The 16,787-nt window shown below is 71.9% G+C and carries 18 protein-coding genes and 4 pseudogenes; 7 read left to right on the top strand and 15 right to left on the bottom strand.

The window, feature by feature from the left end:
* The first annotated feature begins 350 nt into the window (after positions 1–350).
* Positions 351–965: a C39 family peptidase gene (locus BOQ63_RS05445; protein ID WP_030556980.1), complete on the top strand. Its 615-nt coding sequence runs from the start codon at positions 351–353 to the stop codon at positions 963–965.
* A 430-nt stretch (positions 966–1,395) separates the two neighbouring features.
* Here the strand turns inward: BOQ63_RS05445 and BOQ63_RS05450 are convergent, their stop codons facing one another.
* From BOQ63_RS05450 to BOQ63_RS05480, 7 genes and pseudogenes are all read right to left on the bottom strand, one after another.
* Positions 1,396–2,052: a phosphatase PAP2 family protein gene (locus tag BOQ63_RS05450; protein WP_360465091.1), complete on the bottom strand. Its 657-nt coding sequence runs from the start codon at positions 2,050–2,052 to the stop codon at positions 1,396–1,398.
* Positions 2,049–3,404, bottom strand: coding sequence for a diacylglycerol/lipid kinase family protein (locus tag BOQ63_RS05455; RefSeq protein ID WP_454130625.1), 1,356 nt, complete (start codon positions 3,402–3,404; stop codon positions 2,049–2,051). Before BOQ63_RS05455 ends, BOQ63_RS05450 begins: the two co-directional genes overlap by 4 nt.
* 373 nt (positions 3,405–3,777) lie before the next feature.
* A complete protein-coding gene (locus BOQ63_RS05460) occupies positions 3,778–4,377 on the bottom strand; it encodes a GNAT family N-acetyltransferase (RefSeq protein WP_072653556.1) in 600 nt (199 codons plus the stop codon).
* A complete protein-coding gene (locus tag BOQ63_RS05465) occupies positions 4,370–4,987 on the bottom strand; it encodes a hypothetical protein (protein WP_030556988.1) in 618 nt (205 codons plus the stop codon). Before BOQ63_RS05465 ends, BOQ63_RS05460 begins: the two co-directional genes overlap by 8 nt.
* Entirely contained in the window at positions 4,977–5,609 is a 633-nt protein-coding gene (locus BOQ63_RS05470) for a TetR/AcrR family transcriptional regulator (protein ID WP_046385563.1), read from the bottom strand. The genes BOQ63_RS05465 and BOQ63_RS05470 overlap by 11 nt, the downstream gene beginning before the upstream one ends.
* A gap of 91 nt (positions 5,610–5,700) precedes the next feature.
* A pseudogene (locus BOQ63_RS05475) lies at positions 5,701–6,509 on the bottom strand (MFS transporter); the annotation flags it as partial.
* A 93-nt stretch (positions 6,510–6,602) separates the two neighbouring features.
* Positions 6,603–7,247, bottom strand: coding sequence for a GNAT family N-acetyltransferase (locus BOQ63_RS05480; protein WP_072653557.1), 645 nt, complete (start codon positions 7,245–7,247; stop codon positions 6,603–6,605).
* Positions 7,248–7,661: 414 nt separating this feature from the next.
* Here BOQ63_RS05480 and BOQ63_RS05485 point away from each other — a divergent pair, with 414 nt between their 5' ends.
* Entirely contained in the window at positions 7,662–8,135 is a 474-nt protein-coding gene (locus BOQ63_RS05485; protein ID WP_094743047.1) for a GNAT family N-acetyltransferase, read from the top strand.
* A gap of 42 nt (positions 8,136–8,177) precedes the next feature.
* On the opposite strand, the pseudogene BOQ63_RS05490 reads toward BOQ63_RS05485, so the two are convergent.
* Both BOQ63_RS05490 and BOQ63_RS05495 read right to left on the bottom strand, forming a co-directional pair.
* A pseudogene (locus BOQ63_RS05490) lies at positions 8,178–8,564 on the bottom strand (alpha/beta fold hydrolase); the annotation flags it as partial.
* Between the two features lie 144 nt (positions 8,565–8,708).
* Entirely contained in the window at positions 8,709–9,263 is a 555-nt protein-coding gene (locus BOQ63_RS05495; protein WP_465398218.1) for a PP2C family protein-serine/threonine phosphatase, read from the bottom strand.
* A gap of 61 nt (positions 9,264–9,324) precedes the next feature.
* Here BOQ63_RS05495 and BOQ63_RS05500 point away from each other — a divergent pair, with 61 nt between their 5' ends.
* The 3 genes from BOQ63_RS05500 to BOQ63_RS05510 all read left to right on the top strand — a co-directional run bounded on the left by BOQ63_RS05500 (position 9,325) and on the right by BOQ63_RS05510 (position 10,668).
* Positions 9,325–10,014 carry a hypothetical protein gene (locus tag BOQ63_RS05500; RefSeq protein ID WP_465398214.1) on the top strand — a complete coding sequence of 230 codons (690 nt, stop codon included), beginning with the start codon at positions 9,325–9,327 and terminating at the stop codon, positions 10,012–10,014.
* Positions 10,011–10,256 (top strand): hypothetical protein, encoded by a 246-nt coding sequence (locus BOQ63_RS05505; RefSeq protein WP_072653559.1) that lies wholly within the window; start codon positions 10,011–10,013, stop codon positions 10,254–10,256. The genes BOQ63_RS05500 and BOQ63_RS05505 overlap by 4 nt, the downstream gene beginning before the upstream one ends.
* A gap of 139 nt (positions 10,257–10,395) precedes the next feature.
* Entirely contained in the window at positions 10,396–10,668 is a 273-nt protein-coding gene (locus tag BOQ63_RS05510; RefSeq protein WP_167395657.1) for a hypothetical protein, read from the top strand.
* Positions 10,669–10,774: 106 nt separating this feature from the next.
* On the opposite strand, the gene BOQ63_RS05515 is transcribed toward BOQ63_RS05510, so the two are convergent.
* Positions 10,775–11,644: a hypothetical protein gene (locus BOQ63_RS05515; RefSeq protein ID WP_030557000.1), complete on the bottom strand. Its 870-nt coding sequence runs from the start codon at positions 11,642–11,644 to the stop codon at positions 10,775–10,777.
* Between the two features lie 10 nt (positions 11,645–11,654).
* Complete coding sequence (locus BOQ63_RS05520) at positions 11,655–12,218, bottom strand: C39 family peptidase (RefSeq protein WP_072653560.1); 564 nt, start codon at positions 12,216–12,218, stop codon at positions 11,655–11,657.
* Positions 12,219–12,396: 178 nt separating this feature from the next.
* Between BOQ63_RS05520 and BOQ63_RS05525 the strand changes: the two are divergent.
* Positions 12,397–12,698: pseudogene (locus tag BOQ63_RS05525) on the top strand (hypothetical protein); the annotation flags it as partial.
* A gap of 39 nt (positions 12,699–12,737) precedes the next feature.
* Here BOQ63_RS05525 and BOQ63_RS05530 read toward each other — a convergent pair.
* Complete coding sequence (locus BOQ63_RS05530) at positions 12,738–12,896, bottom strand: integrase core domain-containing protein (RefSeq protein WP_360329365.1); 159 nt, start codon at positions 12,894–12,896, stop codon at positions 12,738–12,740.
* A 28-nt stretch (positions 12,897–12,924) separates the two neighbouring features.
* On the opposite strand from BOQ63_RS05530, the gene BOQ63_RS05535 reads away from it, so the two are divergent.
* Positions 12,925–13,128, top strand: coding sequence for a hypothetical protein (locus BOQ63_RS05535; RefSeq protein WP_072653561.1), 204 nt, complete (start codon positions 12,925–12,927; stop codon positions 13,126–13,128).
* 183 nt (positions 13,129–13,311) lie between these two features.
* Here the strand turns inward: BOQ63_RS05535 and BOQ63_RS05540 are convergent, their stop codons facing one another.
* From BOQ63_RS05540 to BOQ63_RS05550, 3 genes and pseudogenes are all read right to left on the bottom strand, one after another.
* Positions 13,312–13,869, bottom strand: coding sequence for a hypothetical protein (locus BOQ63_RS05540; protein WP_072653562.1), 558 nt, complete (start codon positions 13,867–13,869; stop codon positions 13,312–13,314).
* Between the two features lie 668 nt (positions 13,870–14,537).
* Positions 14,538–14,979, bottom strand: a pseudogene (locus tag BOQ63_RS05545) (IS5 family transposase); the annotation flags it as partial.
* 42 nt (positions 14,980–15,021) lie between these two features.
* The gene (locus BOQ63_RS05550; protein ID WP_454130637.1) at positions 15,022–16,755 is read right to left on the bottom strand and encodes a serine/threonine-protein kinase; all 1,734 of its coding nucleotides are present in this window, start codon (positions 16,753–16,755) and stop codon (positions 15,022–15,024) included.
* Between the last annotated feature and the right edge of the window lie 32 nt (positions 16,756–16,787).

The raw sequence follows: 16,787 nt of genomic DNA on the forward strand, positions 1-16,787 counted from the left end.
GCTCCGCCGGTGCTGGTGTCACCGCGAGGCGGAGCGGGCGAACCCGAGGTTCGATGGAAGGGGCGTCCCGGGGTGCCACCGGCCCGCGTTCGGTCGAGCGGCATCCGCAGGGGAAGTCCCGTGCTCAGACAACCGGACGCCATGGGAGGAGCCAGGCCATGGAGAGCCACGAGGACGTCCTGAACGGCGGGCGATGCCTGTACCCGAGCTCGCGACGGCCGGGCCCACCCGCGGCCTCGTCGCCCGCAACGGCGCCGAGCGCCCGGACACGCCCGGCGCCGGGCCGGCTGCCGAGGAGGAGACGCGGCAGGCTGGTAGCGACCCTCACCGCCGTCCTGACCGGCACTGTCATGGTGATCGGCACGCTTCCGTCGAGTGCCGTCACCACCGCTGTCCCGGCCTACCAGCAGCAGCTGGGCAACGACTGCGAGGCGACCTCCCTGCGCATGGTGCTGGCCGCACGGGGAGTGCAGGTGTCCGACCAGGACGTGCTCGGACACATCGGCATCGACCTGGCACATCCCAAGGCGGGGGTCTCGGGGCCGCTGTCCGGGGACCCGTTCCAGGCCTTCGTGGGGAGCCCCAACGGCTCGGAAGGGGCCGGTACCGGCTTCGGCGTGTACTACCCACCGGTCGCCCGGGCCGCGCAGTCCTACGGCATGTCCGTGGCGGCAGCCGGACAGGGCATCTCCCCCGCCCAGCTGGGCAGTGCGGTCGCCGCGGGACACCTCGCCATCGTCTGGGTCGACTACAACTGGCGTGACGTCGCGGCGGGCTCGTACACCGCGTACGACGGCCGTGTGGTGCCCTACGCCGGCCCGTCCGAGCACACCGTCGTCGTGACCGCGGTCAGCAACGGGCAGTATCTGATCAACGACCCGGCCCGTGGGCAGCTGCAGATCAGCGCGGCGGCCTTCGCGGCCGGGTACGCCAGTTACGGCGACATGGCGGTCATCATCCAGTGACCGCTCCGCCCCGCCCGGCTGCTCGAAGCGGGGCCTGATCGAAGCCGACACCACGCCGACGCCTTCTTCGCGTCCAAGAATTACAAGGAGCTGGTGAACCCGGACGAGAGCGCACCCTGCCGACACCGGCTGGCCGCAGGTGCACTCCCGTCGCCACAGCTCCAGGCCGAGCGGGAGACGGCTGTCGGTGAGGACGGTCAGCAGGGTGTCGTGGCCGGGCCCCGCGTTCAGTTCCAGCGCCCACTGCCACCGGCGGCGTCCGCGCTCGGCGGTGACGGGGGCGAGGCTCAGGCGCGCACCGGAGGCCGCGGCACGACCATGCAGTGCCGTGGCCATCCGCAGCAGCCCGCTGGATCCGCGGCGGCTGGCCGCGATCGACGTCGACGCCCCCCGACGGTGACGTGCCGGCCCTGAGTCCGGTCTGACGAGCTCAGCCCGGCCTTGTGGCGCGTGCACCGCAGGGCGGAGCATCGGCGACCGGCGACACCTGACGCGCCACCCACCGCTGCCCCACGGCGAGCACCACACCGGCACAGGCGCTGCCCAGGAGGGCGCCCGCCAGGACGTCGCCCGGATAGTGGACGCCGGTGTGGACCCGGGAGTAGCCGACAGTACAGGCGAGCAGGGTGAGCGGGGTGGCGGCGGCGGGCAGGAGCGTGCCCACCGCGGTGGCCAGGGCGAAGGCCGAGGCGGTGTGGCCGGAGGGGAAGGAGGCCGAGACCGGCATCGGCACGTGCCGGTTGACCACCACCCGCGCCGCCTCGCGGTCGGGGCGGGGGCGGCGGACCAGGTGCTTGCCGAGGACGTTCGCGGTGAAGGAGGCGACGGCGACGGAGGCCGCGCCGGCCTGTCCGGCGCGGCGCCACCGGCCGGGGCCCAGGGTGAGGGCCGCCGCGATGGAGAGGTTGATCTTCGAGTGGTCGGCGGCCCGGGAGAGCGCCCGCAGGCCCGCGTCGAGGGTGGGCGTGTCGGTCGCCGCGACGGCGGCGTACACCGCGCCGTCGAGCGCGGCGAGGTCGTGCAGGACCGGGCCGGCGACGCGGCCGACGAGACGGCCGGTGACTCGGCCGGTGACGCGGCCGGTCATGAGTGGCCGCCCGTCCGGGACGGGCCCGTACGGCCCAGGGCGAGCCGGGTGACGTCCCGCCAGTCCAACCGGTGGGCACGGGCCTGCTGGGCCGGGTCCGCGCCGGGGCGGTCGCGGGGGACGCGCACCCGCAGGGCGCGGTGCCGCAGCGTGCAGACGACCGGGGTCGGCAGGGTAAGCGCCTCGCCGTCGACGGCGACGGGGATCTCGGGGGCGTCGGCGTGCACGGTGACCTGGCGCGCCGACAGCAGCTTCAGCCCGCCGGCCCGCTCGCCCAGCAGGGCGAGTTCGGCCGCCTGGGCGGCGGTGTCGACGCGGATGCCGAGGACGCCCAGTACGCCGCCGTCCAGGCGTGGGCGGCGGCCGAGGTCGACGGGGTCGGGCGCGGCGTACGGGTTGTTGCTGACCAGCAGGGCCTGCGGCGCCTCGATGCGGTGGCCGTCGGCCTGGGCGGTCAGCCGGGTGCCGCCGTCGCCCACCAGCAGGTCGGGAAGGGTGTCCATGACGGTGGCGGCCTTGGCGTCGCGGTACTGGGGGCTCTGCACGATCTGGGCGTAGGCGCCGAAGGAGACGGTGTTGACGAAGGTCCGGTCGCCCACCCGGCCCAGGTCGACGGCGAGTTCGACGCCGTCGCGCAGGGCGTCCAGGCAGGTGGCGGGGTCGGCACGGTCGAGGCCGAGGTCCATCGCGAAGTGGTTGCGGGTGCCGGCGGAGACGACCAGGAACGGCAGGTCGTGCTCGGCGGCGACGGCCGCGACCAGTGCCTGGGTGCCGTCGCCCCCGGCGACGCCGAGCAGGTCGGCGCCCTCGGCGACGGCCTCCCGGGCGAGCTCGGCGACGTCCTGCCGCAGCGAGGGGTCGGAGGTGTCGAGCAGCACCACCCGGGCGCCCAGTTCCTCGGCTCGGCGGACGAGGTCGAAGCGTTCGACCTTCCCGCCGCCGGACCGCGGGTTCATGATCAGCACCGGTCGGCGCGGCGGCGGGGCCTCCCGCACCGGCATCGGCCGGGCCGGCCGGCCCGCCCGCAGCGCGGCACGGGCACAGCCGAGCCCGACCAGCCACAGGGCCAGGCCGATCACCGCGAGCAGCAGCACCTCGGCGCCGTAGGCCAGCACGACGACACCGGTTGGCGCCGCGACGGCCAGCGCCGCGCCGGCGATCCGTGGCAGGGCCCGGCGGGTGATCGCCCACCAGGCTCCGACGGCCATCAGCACCAGCCCGACGAATTCGGCGAGCAGCACCAGCAGCCCGTGCGGGCCGGTGAGGATGAGCACCAGCACCGCCGCCAGTGCGCACAGCAGTGCGAGCCGCGCGAGCAGTCGCGGCCGGCGCCGGTCCACCACTTCGCTCATCAGCGCACCCTCGTCCGCTCATTCCCTCCGGTCAACCCCTCCGGACGACCGGCTGACCCCTCCGGTTCACCCACCGTAACCGGAGGGGCTGTCCGGGGCGCGCCGAACGGGGCGCAGTGGTCAACGGGCGGCTCGGCACGGCCGGTTCGGGAAGTGTGGCGGGGCCGCCCGGCCGGCCAGAATGTCCAAAACACTTCCGGGGCGAGTGCGCCCCACGGTTCGATCAACGAATCCGGGGCCTCCCCCCCCAGAAGCCGTAGACATGCACGAAGAATCTGCGTCCCCAATGGTCAGCAGCGCATCGCGTACGACAGCGCCGGGGAGATCGGTGATCCACTGCCGACCACTGGTTGATCACGACATCACACAGGCCCTAGCCCGGTACGCGCGCCATCGATGTGATGGTCAGCGGTCCCAGCGGGGTCTCGCCGAGCGTGGTGAAGTCGAAGTGGCGGTACAGGGGGACGTTCGCCGGGTCCGCCGTGGTCAGGTGGACTGCTCCCGGCGTCGTCAGGACGTGGTCCAGGAGGGTGCGGCCCGCTCCACGGCCGGTGAGGTCCGGGCGGACTCCGATGAACTCCAGGGTCCAGGCCCCCGCGGGGGCCCCGCCCTCGGTGGCGTCCAGATAACGCAGGGTCCGGCCGAGGGCGCGCGGCCCGCTGCTCAGCAGGGTCCGGGCCGCCCAGAGCGCGCGGGCGCCGGCGGACGGGGTCCCGCCCGGCGGGGTCAGGACGGCTGCCGCCAGGAGCCGTCCGTCGGTGTCCACCAGAGCCGTACGGCGGGCCCCGGCGAGGCCGGCGTGGGTGTGCAGGGTGGCGTGGAACCAGCGAGAGCGGGCGGCGTGCGCGCCGCCGCAGATCCAGGAGACGGCCGGCTCCCGGGCGAACGCGGCGGCCAGCAGATCGGCGCAGTCGGCCGGGTCGGGGTCGGTGTCGATCCGGCGGGAGGCCGCGGCAGCGGGGTCCTCAGACATCCCGACCCCGCTCCAGGGGCGCCTCGGGCACGAGGTGGCAGACGAGCAGTTTGAGAAAGAACAGTGGTGCGAACCAGGCAAGCGTGGCCGGCACCGGCAGCCAGAACAGGTTGACCAGGACGGCTGCCATCAACACCGCCATCGCCACGGGCCGTTTGAGGTGGACGGGCGCGAACTCCACCGCCACCGCCCCGCCGAGGAGCAGCGCGGCATTCGCCGAGGTCCAGGCGAGGTCGCCGGAGAGGACGTACAGCCCCATCGCGGCGAGGTGGATCAGGTGCGCCGAGACGAACAACAGCCGGGCGCGCCGCGCCGCGGGGTCGGCCCGGTGGTACCAACGCTTCGCGGCGTTGGTGGCGTTGGTCAGGACCCCGCCGATCAGGTCGAGCCCGGCCAGGGCGACCACGACGAGTTGCCCTGTCGACCAGTCGCGTGCGGCTCCCGAGCGCCACAGTCCGGCGGCCAGCAGCAGGGCACAGCCGAGGAGGCCAATGGTCTCCACCGCGGACTCGGAGCGGGACTTGCCCGGACCCATGAACCGTTCCAGGCGGCCGGCGAGGCCGGACGGGGTGGCCGGTATCTCCCAGGAGATCCTCAGGTCAGTGCGCATCGTTCGGCTCCTGTCCGGGGGCCGGGGTCGCCGCTGCACCCCACAGGCCGCGCAGGAGGCGCCACAGCTGGTCCGGGGGGGCACCCTCCGGGAGGCCTTCGAGGGATCCGCTCGTCATCAGGGCCACGGCCCAGGCGTCCGCGGCCCGGACCACGGCGGCGGTCACCGACACCATCAGAGCGTGGTCCACATCGGTACGGATCATCCCGAGCCGACGGCCGTCCGTGACCAGGGCGCCGAACCAGTCGAGCCACAGGCTTCCGTCGCTGCGCCCAATGGCAGCGTCGGCGAGGGCCAGGTCCTCGGGGTGGTCCCTCAGGTGGGCGGCGAGGGCGGCGCATCCAGCGGTGAACCGGGCGCCGAAGTCCTCCTCGTCGCGAGCAGGGTCCCAGGGTCCGAGGGCGTCCAGCAGCCGGTCGAGGACTCCGTCGAGGACCGCGGTGAGCAGGTCCTCCCGGCCGTCGAAGTAGTGGTACGCGGCGGTCTTGGAGACTTCTGCCGCCTCGATGATCTTGTTGTAGGAGGCGCCTTCGGCGCCGTGCTCGGCGAAGTGCCGACGCGCGACTCCCAGGATGTGCTCCCGGCGTTCGGCGGGCAGGCGGTCGAAACGGGGAAGAGGCATGAACACATGATACGCACCAGCAGGGTGTACCGCCAGTGCACCCCGCTGGTTTATGGAGGCGGCCGCAGTTCCGCGCGCTCTCCCTGCCTGGTCATGGCCGGGGTGGGGCGCCGCTTGGAGCCGGCGTAGCGGGGGTGGTGCGGGGGAGTCGTGTGGCGGTGGCGAGGCCGATGAGGGCGGCAAGGGCGAGAGTGGCCATGGCCGCGGCGTAGGCGTGTTGGGTGAGGTTGGCGACCAGGATCGTGCCGGCAACGGCGGTGCCGAACGAAGAGCCGAGGTTGGAGATGCTCCGGGACAGGCCCGAGATCTCGCCCTGCTGGTCCTCGGGGAAGGCGGACTGCACGACGTTCACGGACGGGGTGAGCATGACGCCGAGGCCCAACCCGATCAGGAGCAGGCCGGGGGCGAACGCCCAGGCGGTGGGGCTTCCGGCGACCAGGCCGATCAGCACACCGATGTCGGCGATGGCAAGGACGAACCCGGTGATGATCAGGTGCGCTGCGGGAGGCGTTTGGCGGGGCGTTCGGCGGCGAGCGAGGAGGCGAGTATGCCGAGGGTGGCGGCGGTGAAGATGACGCCGGTCTGGATGGCGTCGTAGCCGCGCACGACCTGCAGGTAGGTGGCGACGGTGAACGAGGTGCCCATGAGGAGCAGCCATTGGGCGTTCTGGGTGACCAGGCCGAGGTTGGACGTGCGGGTGCGGAAGACGGTGGTGGACAGCAGGGGTTCGGTGCCGGCGCGCTCTTCTCGGCGGATCCAGTGCAGGAACCAGGCGAGGACGAGGGCGCCGGCGGCGATCAGGCCGAGGGTGAGCCACAGGTTGTTGTCGGCGGCGAGGATGCCCATGACGATCAGGATCAGTCCGCCGGCGCCGATCCAGGCGCCTTTGGATACGGCGGGTGTTGTACCAGCCGTCGATGTAGGCGAACAGTGCGAGGTCGGCGTCTACTGGTGTACGTCGCCGACCGGATCGCGAAGGGTCGGCCAGCGCTCCTACGAGTGGCTGTGTCGGGTCAGGCGCCCTGCCGGATCCGGCACTGGGTGCAGGTCCAGCATCATGTCAAGGGACAGAGAGCCGTCCGCCTCAGTGAAGAAGCCAACCGGTTGGAAGCCGTTCTTCTCGTAGTAGCGGATGGCACGAGGATTGTCGGCGCGGACGCCGCCCCACAGGATGATCCTCGTCCTGCCGAGCAGTCGTGCAACTTCCGTGATGAGCGGGGAGACGAGCGTCCCGACGCCTCGGCCCTGGTAGTCGTCAGCCAGAGTGGGGCCGAAGCGGCAGTCGGTCGTCCTGGCGAGGTGGATGCCCGCGTCCTGGTAGCGCGCGATGTCCTCGGGAGTCAGATCGAGGCTGAATTCGAGCAGGCCGACGATCCTGCTGGACGGTGCTTCCTCGAGCACCAGCCTGAGCTTGTCGTAGCGTGCGATCGCGTCACACAGCTCCTGGGCGGTCGCGACGTCATACCCGTCGAACGTGCTGAACCGCCTCGATTCGGAGGACAGGGCCTCGAGGAACCCGGCCAAGCGCCCTGTGTCGGCGTGTGCCAGGGGCCGGAAGATGATATCCGGACCGCCATGAGCCTTCAGACGGTGCGTCAGGCATTGGGGATTCTCAGCAATCTCCGTCAGCGTAAGCACCCCAGCAGCCTCTCTCCGTACCAGCTCCGGTGAGACGAACCTACCGGCTGCCGAGGGTCAGGAGGAACGGTTAATGCTTGCTGGGACGGCACCGTGATCCACAACTCTTGACAATTACTCGTCCTGGTCGGCCGCCGGGCCGTCCCGCGGCGCCCGGCTCGGCGGCCCTAACCGTCGTGCCGCGGTCGCCCTTGCTCCCAGCCGCCCGCCCGCGCCCTCCCGGGCGGGCACGCTACCGGCCGCTACCCGTCCCACTCCCGCCGCTGCGCCCTGTTCGCCGTCCCGGTCGGTCTTCAGACCGGCCCCGCAGCGCCCTGGCCGGCTGTCCTCCCGCCGGGGTGGTTCGGGTGGCGGCCCGATATGACCGGAGCGGGGCCCGAGGAGTCGACCGTCCTGTCACGGCCCACGCCTGCCATGATCGCCGTCATGACGATACGCATCGCACCGGCCGCGGTGGCCGATTTCCATCAGGTCCTGACCGATCACGCCCGCTACTGGGGCGAACGCGACCTTCGGTCGCTGCATCTCCTGGCGCTGGTGCAGGAGTTCGGCTCCACCTGCTTGGTCGCCCGCGCCGAGGACGGAATCCGCGGGTACGTCTTCGGGTTCGTCACCCCGGAGGGCACCGGCTACGTGCATCTGATCGCCACCCGGGACGATGCCCGTGGTACGGGTCTGGGGCGTCGTCTGTACGTGGCTTTCGCCGAAGCAGCGGAACGTCGCGGTGCACGGAAGTTGAAGGCGATCACGTCGGTCGGGAACACTGGCTCGGTCGCCTTCCACCGCAGTCTCGGCTTCGATGCGGAGATCATCGACGACTACGACGGCCTCGGCCGGGCCATGGTCGTCTTCCACCGGGATCTGCCGCTCGACACCTCGCGGCCCTGACCGACCGGCCGTGACCGGTCATCGCCGCGGCGGGGCCGCGTCTCAGAGCGGCCCGAGTGGCCGGTCGGCCTCGGGGATGCCGCCTGGCGGCAGGTGCGGGTGGCACGGAGGCGTCAGGCCGGTCGGGCGCTCCGGTCGGGGCGCCCGGTCGAGGAGATGCCGGACCTGGTCCGCGACGATCCCCGGTTGTTCGGCCTGGATGAAGTGACCCGAGTCGACCGTTTCGAACCAGCTGTCCGGCAGCGCCTCGGCCCAACGCCGCTGGTGCTCGACGAGGGCGGCGTGGTGCTGTTCCCGGTCCCTGACGGGGCGGGATGCCGAGAGCGGGACGGTCCGGCACGCCGGCAGCCCGCGCAGCCGTGGCCCCAGCCGCTCGACGGCGCGGCGCGCGACCAAGCCGCCCATGCTGTGCGCGACGAGCACGACCTGGCCGGGGACGACGCCTCGACCAGCGCGACCAGGTCCGCGGCCATGTCGTCGACGCTCGGGTGCACCGTTGTCCGCCCGCTGCGGCCGAAGCCGGCGCGTTCGTAGGCCACCAGTCGCCTTCGTGTGCCCCCTCGAGGGGCCTTGTCAGGTGCGCGGTGTATGGAGGGCGAGGATCGCCATGTCGTCGTGGCCGTTGCTGGGGTGATGGTCGGCCAGGGCGTCGACGAAGTCGTGAAGGGGCAGAGCGGCGTGTTCGGTGACGAGGGCGGCGAGGCGCTCCAGTCCCGTCTCGACTGGGTGTTTCGGGTGTTCGATGAGCCCGTCGGTGTAGAAGATCACCGTGGCGCCCGCCGGCATGGTGTGGGTGTGGTCGTTGCGGGGCTGGGTGACGTCGACGCCGAGGGGGAGGTCGGGGTCGGCGTGCAGGTAGCGGGCTTGATGGTCGGGGGTGAGCAGCAGGGGTGGGGGGTGGCCTGCGGTGCTCCAGCGCAGTGTCCAGGTGCCTTGCTGGGCGGGTTCGATGCGGGCCAGGCAGGCGGTGGTGACGTGCTGGTCGGTGATCGCTTCGAGGGCCTGGTCGAGGTGGGCGAGGACGGTGCTGGGTGGGGTGCGCTGGTCGTAGAGCAGGGCGCGCAGCATGTTGCGGATCTGGGCCATGGCGGCGGCGGCTTGGAGGTCGTGGCCGACGACGTCGCCGATGACGGTTCACGGTCTCGACCACGGGCCGCAGTGCGTCCCGGTCGGCCAGATGCTGAGGGTCGTGGCACTGCTCGGCCGTGCCTTCAGCGCGGTGGAGATGATGGCCGTCCTCCAGCGCCCAGCCACCGAGCTGCTGACGCCGGTGGCAGAGGCGATCGCGGCGGGCGTGTTGGAGGAGCGCGGTGATCTGCTGGCGTTCCGGCACGACCTGATCCGCCGAGTCGTGGTGCAGAGCTACTCACAGGCCGTCCGCACCGCTCTGCACCGGCAGATCGGCGTCGCACTGGCTGCGATGAACGCTCCCGTCGAGCGTGTCGCCGAGCATCTGCTGGAGGCTGCGCAACTCGGTGAGAGCGATCAGCTGCCCCCACGGAGGCCCTGCATGACGACAACCGATCACTCTCACGCTCCGCACCACAACTTCGTGGTCGCGCTGCTCAACGAGCTGTTCGGCATCCAGGCCCGCGGCGGCTGCTCGTGCGCAGGTCCGTACGGGCACCGTCTGCTGGGGATCGGCGAAGAGCATTCGGGGGCACTGCGCGACGAGATCGTCATGCGCGGCCGCGAAGGCATCAAGCCCGGCTGGACGCGAGTCAGTTTCCCGTACTTCATGTCCGACACCGTCCGGGACTTCATCATCGAGGCAGTCGATCTCATAGCCACGGAGGGCCACCGCCTGCTCCCCGACTACCGCTTCACCCCCGGCTCCGGCCTCTGGCGCCACCGACTCGCCCGACGGAACTCTCGTTGAGCCTGGCCGACCTCCACTTCGACGCCCCGGACGGCCCCTGCTGGAAGCGCGCCAACTCACAGATCCACCATGGCGAGGAGTCTCTGGCGGGCCACCTCGCCCACGCACGTCGCCTCGTCGCCGAACGTCCCGAACGCATTGCCGAAGGCCGTATCGACCTGCCCGAGGACTTCGAGGCCCTCCGCCACTTCACCATTGCCGAGGCCTGCTTGCGGGCACACCCCGGCGGCACCGATTCGTGAACCGGCGCCCGGCTGAGGCGTCGCCGGCCGCTCATCCGGGCCGGTGGACGGCACGTCAGGCCACGCACCGCTCGATGCCCCAGAGCGCCCCAGAGCGTGCCCAGCCGGCACCGCCCATCTGCGCGCCCTCCTCACCAGCGTGAGCTCCGACGAGCACGAGCTGTGGTGGAGCCCCCTGTGGGGCCGCCGCAAGCGGTTCGCCTGGGTGGACATCACGAACCTGGAGGTGGTGAAGAAGAACGAGCGCGCCAACGCCCCGGACATCGTACGGATCACGCGCCGGGTCCACGGCGTGTGCGTCCTGCCGGTGCTGATCGGCCTTCCGGGCAGCCGGCGGGACCCCGATGTCGAGGCCAAGGCCGCCGACCTGGCCACCGCCTGGCGCACCGCCACGGAAGCGGCCACGAAGTAGGAGCGCACTCCCGGACGCGAGCGGGCGCCGGCCACCACCGCGTGGCCGGCGCCCGCCGATCGACGTGGTGCCGGCCGACCGCCTTGTCCGGACCGCCGCGCGGAGTTCAGGCGACGGTGCCGCGCCGGCGGCGGCGGAAGGCGAAGGCGCCGCCCGCGAGCGCCAGGGCTGCGCCCGAACCGGCGACGAGCACGGGTGTCGAGGAGGGGGCGTTCTCCGTCTTCTTCGCGGCGCCGTAGCCGCTGGACATGCCCGTGGTGTCGTACGCCGAGCCGGGCAGCTTGTCGGCGTAGCGGGCCTCGAGCAGCTTCTGGTAGGCGCTCAGCGAGACCGACGACTGGCCGTTCAGGCCTTGCCGCGCCTGGTCGTTGAGCGGTTCGACCGTGGTGAGTCTCAGCTGGTACCAGCCGCGGATCTGCGGCTCGGCGAACACCAGGGTCCCGACCGTGGCCCTGCCCGCGTACGTGGCGTCGCTGTCGCCCTCGCGCACGGCCGCCAGGTGCCATCCGCCGCCCTGGGTGGGGGCGAGCATGACGGTGGCGTTCCGGCCGTTGACCGGGGCGCTCAGCGCGGAGACCAGATGAGTCAGCCTGACCGCCTCGGTGGGGATCGGCGGGGACGTCCCCGCGGCGAAGCCGGGGGTGATCTCGTTCAGCGCCAACGGGTCCTTGACGGTGAACGCCGGCATGCCCTCGCAGGGGTCGGCCTTGTCGGGGATCGGCTGCGGTGTCCCGACCCCGTCGCCCTGGGGCACCGGAACGCTGAGGAAGCGGCAGACGGTGTTGTGGACGTCGGCCGACCTCACCAGGTCGAGGGCGGCCTGGTAGTCCGGGATGTCAGCCGGGAGCGGGTCCATGGGCGCGGCCGCGTGGGCGGGGCCGTTGGCGGACAGCAGCGCGGATGCGCTCAGCACCAGGGCGGTGGTCAGGCGGGAGAGGCGGGAGGCCGCCCGCTTGCTGGACGTTCTTTCGTGCATGCCGCCTGCCTTAACGGAAGATGCCGATCCGGGAGTGGGTCCACTTGAACGAGCTGTTGCTGACGTAGTCGCTGTAGTTCCACCACGTGTAGGTGGCGGTGTCCGGCCACGGGTCGGCGACGGCGATGGTGTTGTTCGACGTGTCGAAGCCGTAGACGACGTTCATGTGGCCCCCGCCGGACGTCCACCCGATGCGGGCGGCGACCGGCCGGGCCGCCTTGACTTCGGTGTAGACCTGGTTGAACGTGGCCGCGCTGTTCAGGCCCGAGCCGGGGTGGGTCATGCCGAGGCTGCTCCAGCCCCTGGCCATGTCGTCGAGCGTGGCGGGCTGGTTGTTGCAGCCGTAGTAGGGGTTGGCCCGGGCGCAGAAGTCCGTCTGCGTGCTGCCGTAGCCCTGGAACTTGGCGATCGTCAGCCCGGAGGCCACCCAGCACCACTGGGTCTTCTCCTGCTTGTACATGCCGATGGTGTCCTGCCCCGCCTCGGCGTGGGCCGGGCTCCCTGCGGCGGCGAACAACCCCGAAACCGTCAGCGCGACGGCCATCGTCGTGGCCGCGAACGTGGATCTGCCCATCTTTTTCCTGCCTTCCCGCGCGAGTGCGATGCGTGCCGGGGATTTGGCAGAGCTATGACAGCACGAATTGGCAGTGTCACACATGGTGTGTATGGAAACTGCACCTACACGGGTGAATCGTCCATCGTCATATTTACAGGGGTCGGCGCCGTCATGGACCTCGTCGAGGAGAACAGGCGCGCTGCCGGAGCTGATGGGCCGCAAGAAGGTGGGACAGGCCGAGATCGACACCGGGCTGCTGTCCGGCTCGTGGAGGCGGCTGGTGCTCTCCGCGCCGCACCTGGAGCCGGGCGAGGTGGACTGGAAGGCGTACACGTTCTGCGTGCTGGAGCAGGCCCACCGGCTGTTGCGGCGCAAGGAGGTGTTCGCCAAGAACTCCTCGAAGTGGGGCGACCCGCGGGCCAGCTGCTGGCCGGCCAGGCGTGGGAGGCGGCGAAGCCGACCGTGCTGGCCTTGCTCGGCCTGCCCGAGGACGCGGGCTGAGCTGCCCCGAGTTTCGTGGGGTCCGCGATCGTGTGATCAAGCGGTCTGCGGGACTTCCTCCAGGCTCGCCCAGTACGCCTGCTCGTATTCGTCGGGCGGCGTGTAGTCCAGGGCGGAGTGAAGTCGTTCACCGTTGTACCACGTGACCCACTGGAATACGGCTCGCTCGACCTCGTCGAAGTCCCGCCACGTCACCTGACGTTCGATCAGTTCGGCTCTGAACGTGCCGTTCAGGGACCAGGCCCAGGCCCGCATCGCCCCGGCCCCGAGGCCGGCCGACATCGACGGTCAGACCGACCAGGTCGGGGAACAGCGCCTGGCGCACTGCGACCGGCACGTGCGGACCGTGCTGGCGTGCGGCCTGTGCGTGCCGCTGCTGGACCAGCCCGCCCTGCCCGAGGCCCCCAAGCGATCGAGGCCTGGATGATCGTGGACCACTCCGAGGGCACCCGAGCTCGCTGAACGCCGAGCTCACCACGACAGGCTGCACCGCCCGCACCCCAACGACCGGGTCCGGTCCCGCCGTGGGTGAAGAATGCGACGGCGGAGCCGCTGCTCCCGGACCCCGCGCCGTGCAGTCCTGCTGGCGGCCACCACGAACTCGTCCTGTTTACGGGTGGTACTTCTCGGCGACGGTCTGGGCGAGGCCCAACGAGGAGTCCAAGGTGACGCGGACGGTGACGGCGCCGGTCTTCGCGGCCGTCTCCAGCTGGTCGGTGGTGCAGTTCGTGGTGCCGTAGCCCTGGCTGTCCATGGTCACGGTGCTGCCGGCGCGGGAGCAGATCGCGGCCGCGCCGAGGACCTTGGTGGCGTTGCTGAGCATGAACGCCTGATCGGCGCCGCCGTTGTCGGGCTTGACCATCAGCTTGCCGGGCGCGAGGTAGCTCAACTTGCCCACGAGCGTCCGCTGGTGGCCCGTGTCGGACCCGCCGCTCCCACCGGAGGTCGAGGAGGAACCCTGGCCGTTCGCCACGGACGCGGTGGCGGTGGGCCGGCCGCCGGAGTGCGCGGAACTCGTGGCAACCGGCACGCTGGAGGCGGAGGCGGAGGCGGAGGCGGAGGGGGCGTCGGAGGAGGTCGCGTCTTCGGGTCCGCACGCTGTCAGCGCCAACCCCGCGACGACGAGCACCGCAGCCGACAGTCCCCAACGAGCGTTCTTGATAAGCATGTTGTCCCTCTTTCACTCTCGACGCTGACCCACCGGAACGGTGGCGGTGCGGGTGGCCCCGCCCCTTCCCGAGGCGGCCTCCCCGCTGACACGGCGATCCTCACACGGGCCGTCCACACACGTCAGCGCCTGTTACAGGCCCGTGGCGCAACCCGCACGCGTCACAACAATCGCCACAAGAGCATCGCCGCTGAGCCGACCCACACCGCCCGGCAGCCCCAGGGCAGTCTCGTGCATCGCCACGGCACATTGGCTTCCACCTTCGCCGGCACGGCTGACCGTCGTCCGCGCCGGCGGCTTGCCTGTGGCCAAGGCGGTGTGCAGCTCACGGTGGCCCGTCGACCCCGACCGCATCGCCGGCCGGCCGCCGGTGCGGGTCGTCAGAGGCTCTTCGCGCTGGAGCGTTCAGTACGACATGCGGTTGGTCGTCGCCGGCGCGCTGGGTGGCGTCACCGGTGACGCTACCCAGCGCCGTTCGACATGCCGCGGCTGGGCGTGGTCGGGCGTGGCGCTGGCCGCGGCTCAGGCGGTTCGCTGAGGGCGTTGGTCGATGGCGATGCGCAGCCGGGGCCGGTCGGGTTCCGGGGCTTCGGCGGTGGCGGTGACCAGCTGGGTCGTGCGGACCTGGTGGGCGATGGCCGTGTAGTGGGCCAGGGCCAAGGCCCGGCCTTGGTCCTGAAGCCGCCCCGTGACCGGCCCAGCCCCGTGGTCCGCAGGCTCGTCACCGACGCCGCCCGGCGGCTCCTTCTGGGCGGCCCCGTCACGCCGCGCTCCCGCGGCGTGCTGGTGGGGCCGGCAGATGGTGGAGTCGACGTTCACCTCCCCAGACGATCATTCACGCCGCATCCGCCCGCGCCTGCAGACCGGCCAGGCCTGCTGCCAGACACCTTGCCGTTGCCAGCGGCGGAACAGCCCGTAGATCGTCTGCCAGGGGCCGCACTCCGGCGGAACGTCCCGCCACGGGGCGCCCGTCCGCACCCGCCACCGAATGCCGTCGATCAGCCTGCGGCGAGACCTTGCCGGCCGCCCCACACCACCGGCCGGCAACAACGGCTCCAGCCCGGCCCACTGCTCATCAGCGGGATCCCCAAGCCCCACAGCGAAGATCATCGAGGCTGTGAGGCCCGAGGACCATCAGTTCCAGAACACGGCCTAGCCGGCCGGCTTCCAGAGGGTGAGCAGGAAGCCGTACGCCGGAGGGTCGAACGGCTGACCGGTCGGCTTCACGTCGGTGATCTTGAGCATCGCGAGATTGCCCTTGTCGGTGACGGTGCAGAGCACGTCGCCCTTCTTCAGGGGCTTCTGGTCGATCAGCACCGAGTTGCTGAGCTCCGCGGGCAGCGGGGCGGTGTCCACCGCCTGACGGCACTGCTCCGGTGACGTCCCCGGGCTCTTGGCCATGGGGGTGCGGAAGTGCATCAGCTGAAGGAGGTACCAGAACTCGGCTTCGTGGTCGCTGACATCCCCGCTCGGCACGACCTTGGGCGTGTCCAGATCGACGGTGATGATCGCGCCGACCACCGGCGGGCCGATGAGCAGCGGGCGGTCGACGAAGACCGGCTCGTAGCCACGTTTGGGAGTCGCGGTGGCCGACGCGGTGGCGGACGCCGTGGCCGGCGGGGCGTCGGCAGGCTGCTTGCCGGGGGTCGCGGGCCCGGCCGCAGGGGCGGGCGCGTTCGTCGGCGACGTGCCGGCGGCCACGGCGGTCCCGGACTTGTCGTCGCCGCCGGACAGGATCCAGGTCGTACCGGCGGCCACCACGGTCAGCGCCGCCGCGAGGGCAACGGCCAGCGGAGCCCGGCGGCGCGGCGGCCGGGCCGCCGCCGGGGCTTCCGGCGGGGGCGCGGTCTGCGTGGGCGCGCCGTGCATGTCACCGCCGGGAGGCCCCGACACCTGCGTGGGGACGTACGTGGCCGCACCCCTGCCGTCCCCCGCCGCCACAGCCGTGGGCGCCGCCAGCAACCGGTCCATCGCGCGCTCGCGCTCGGCGACGGCCGCCGCGAGCGGGGCCGGCAGCCAGCCGTCGCGCGGCTGCAGGGCGGCCCCGAACGCGCGCTCGCACAGCTCCGCCAGCTCGGTCGGCGTCGGCCGGGCCGCCGGATCGGCGGCGAGCGTACGTTCCAGCAGCGGCCGCAACTGCTCCGGATATCCCGTCAGATCCGGTGGCCGCAGCTCGGTGTTGGCGATCTGGGTGGCCACCGTCAGCGCGCCACCCGAGCCGTACGGGTGCCGGCCGGTGGCCGCGACGGCGGCGATCAGACCGAGCGAGAAGACGTCGGCGGCCGGAGTGACCTCGGCCCCCGTGCCGTGCTCGGGCGACATGAACTGCGGGGTACCGATGAAGCCGCCGCTCCGGGTGAGCTGGGTGGCCTCGGCGGCGCGCGCGATCCCGAAGTCGATCACCCAGGGGCCGCTCACGCCGAGCAGGATGTTGGCGGGCTTGAGGTCACGATGGACGACCCCGGCCGCGTGCACGGACGCCAACCCCTGTGCCACGCACCCGACGAGCTGCAGCGCCACGGGCACGGGCAGCGGGCCGTACGCCGCCAGCGCCTCGTCCAGCGGCACTCCGGGCACGTACGCGCTCGCCAGCCACGGCTGCTCCCCGCTCGCGTCGTGGTCCAGCACCGGCACCAGGTGGTAGCCCCGCACCTGCTGCGCCGCGCGCACCTCGTGCTGGAAGCGCCGGCGGAACTCCGCGTCCCCCGCGAACTCCCGGCGGATCACCTTCAGCGCGACCGGCTGGTTCCCGCGCGTGCACGACAGGTACACCGACCCCATGCCGCCCTCGCCGATCCTGGCGAGCAGCCGGTACCCGGCGATCTCCCGCGGTTCATCCGCCCCGAGCGCACTCAGCGCACCAATGTTCCCACTGATGGGACCCACCCCCGATCATGTTCAAGATCAACAATAACCGC

This window comes from Streptomyces viridifaciens, assembly GCF_001888885.2.
GTDB lineage: Bacteria > Actinomycetota > Actinomycetes > Streptomycetales > Streptomycetaceae > Kitasatospora > Kitasatospora aureofaciens.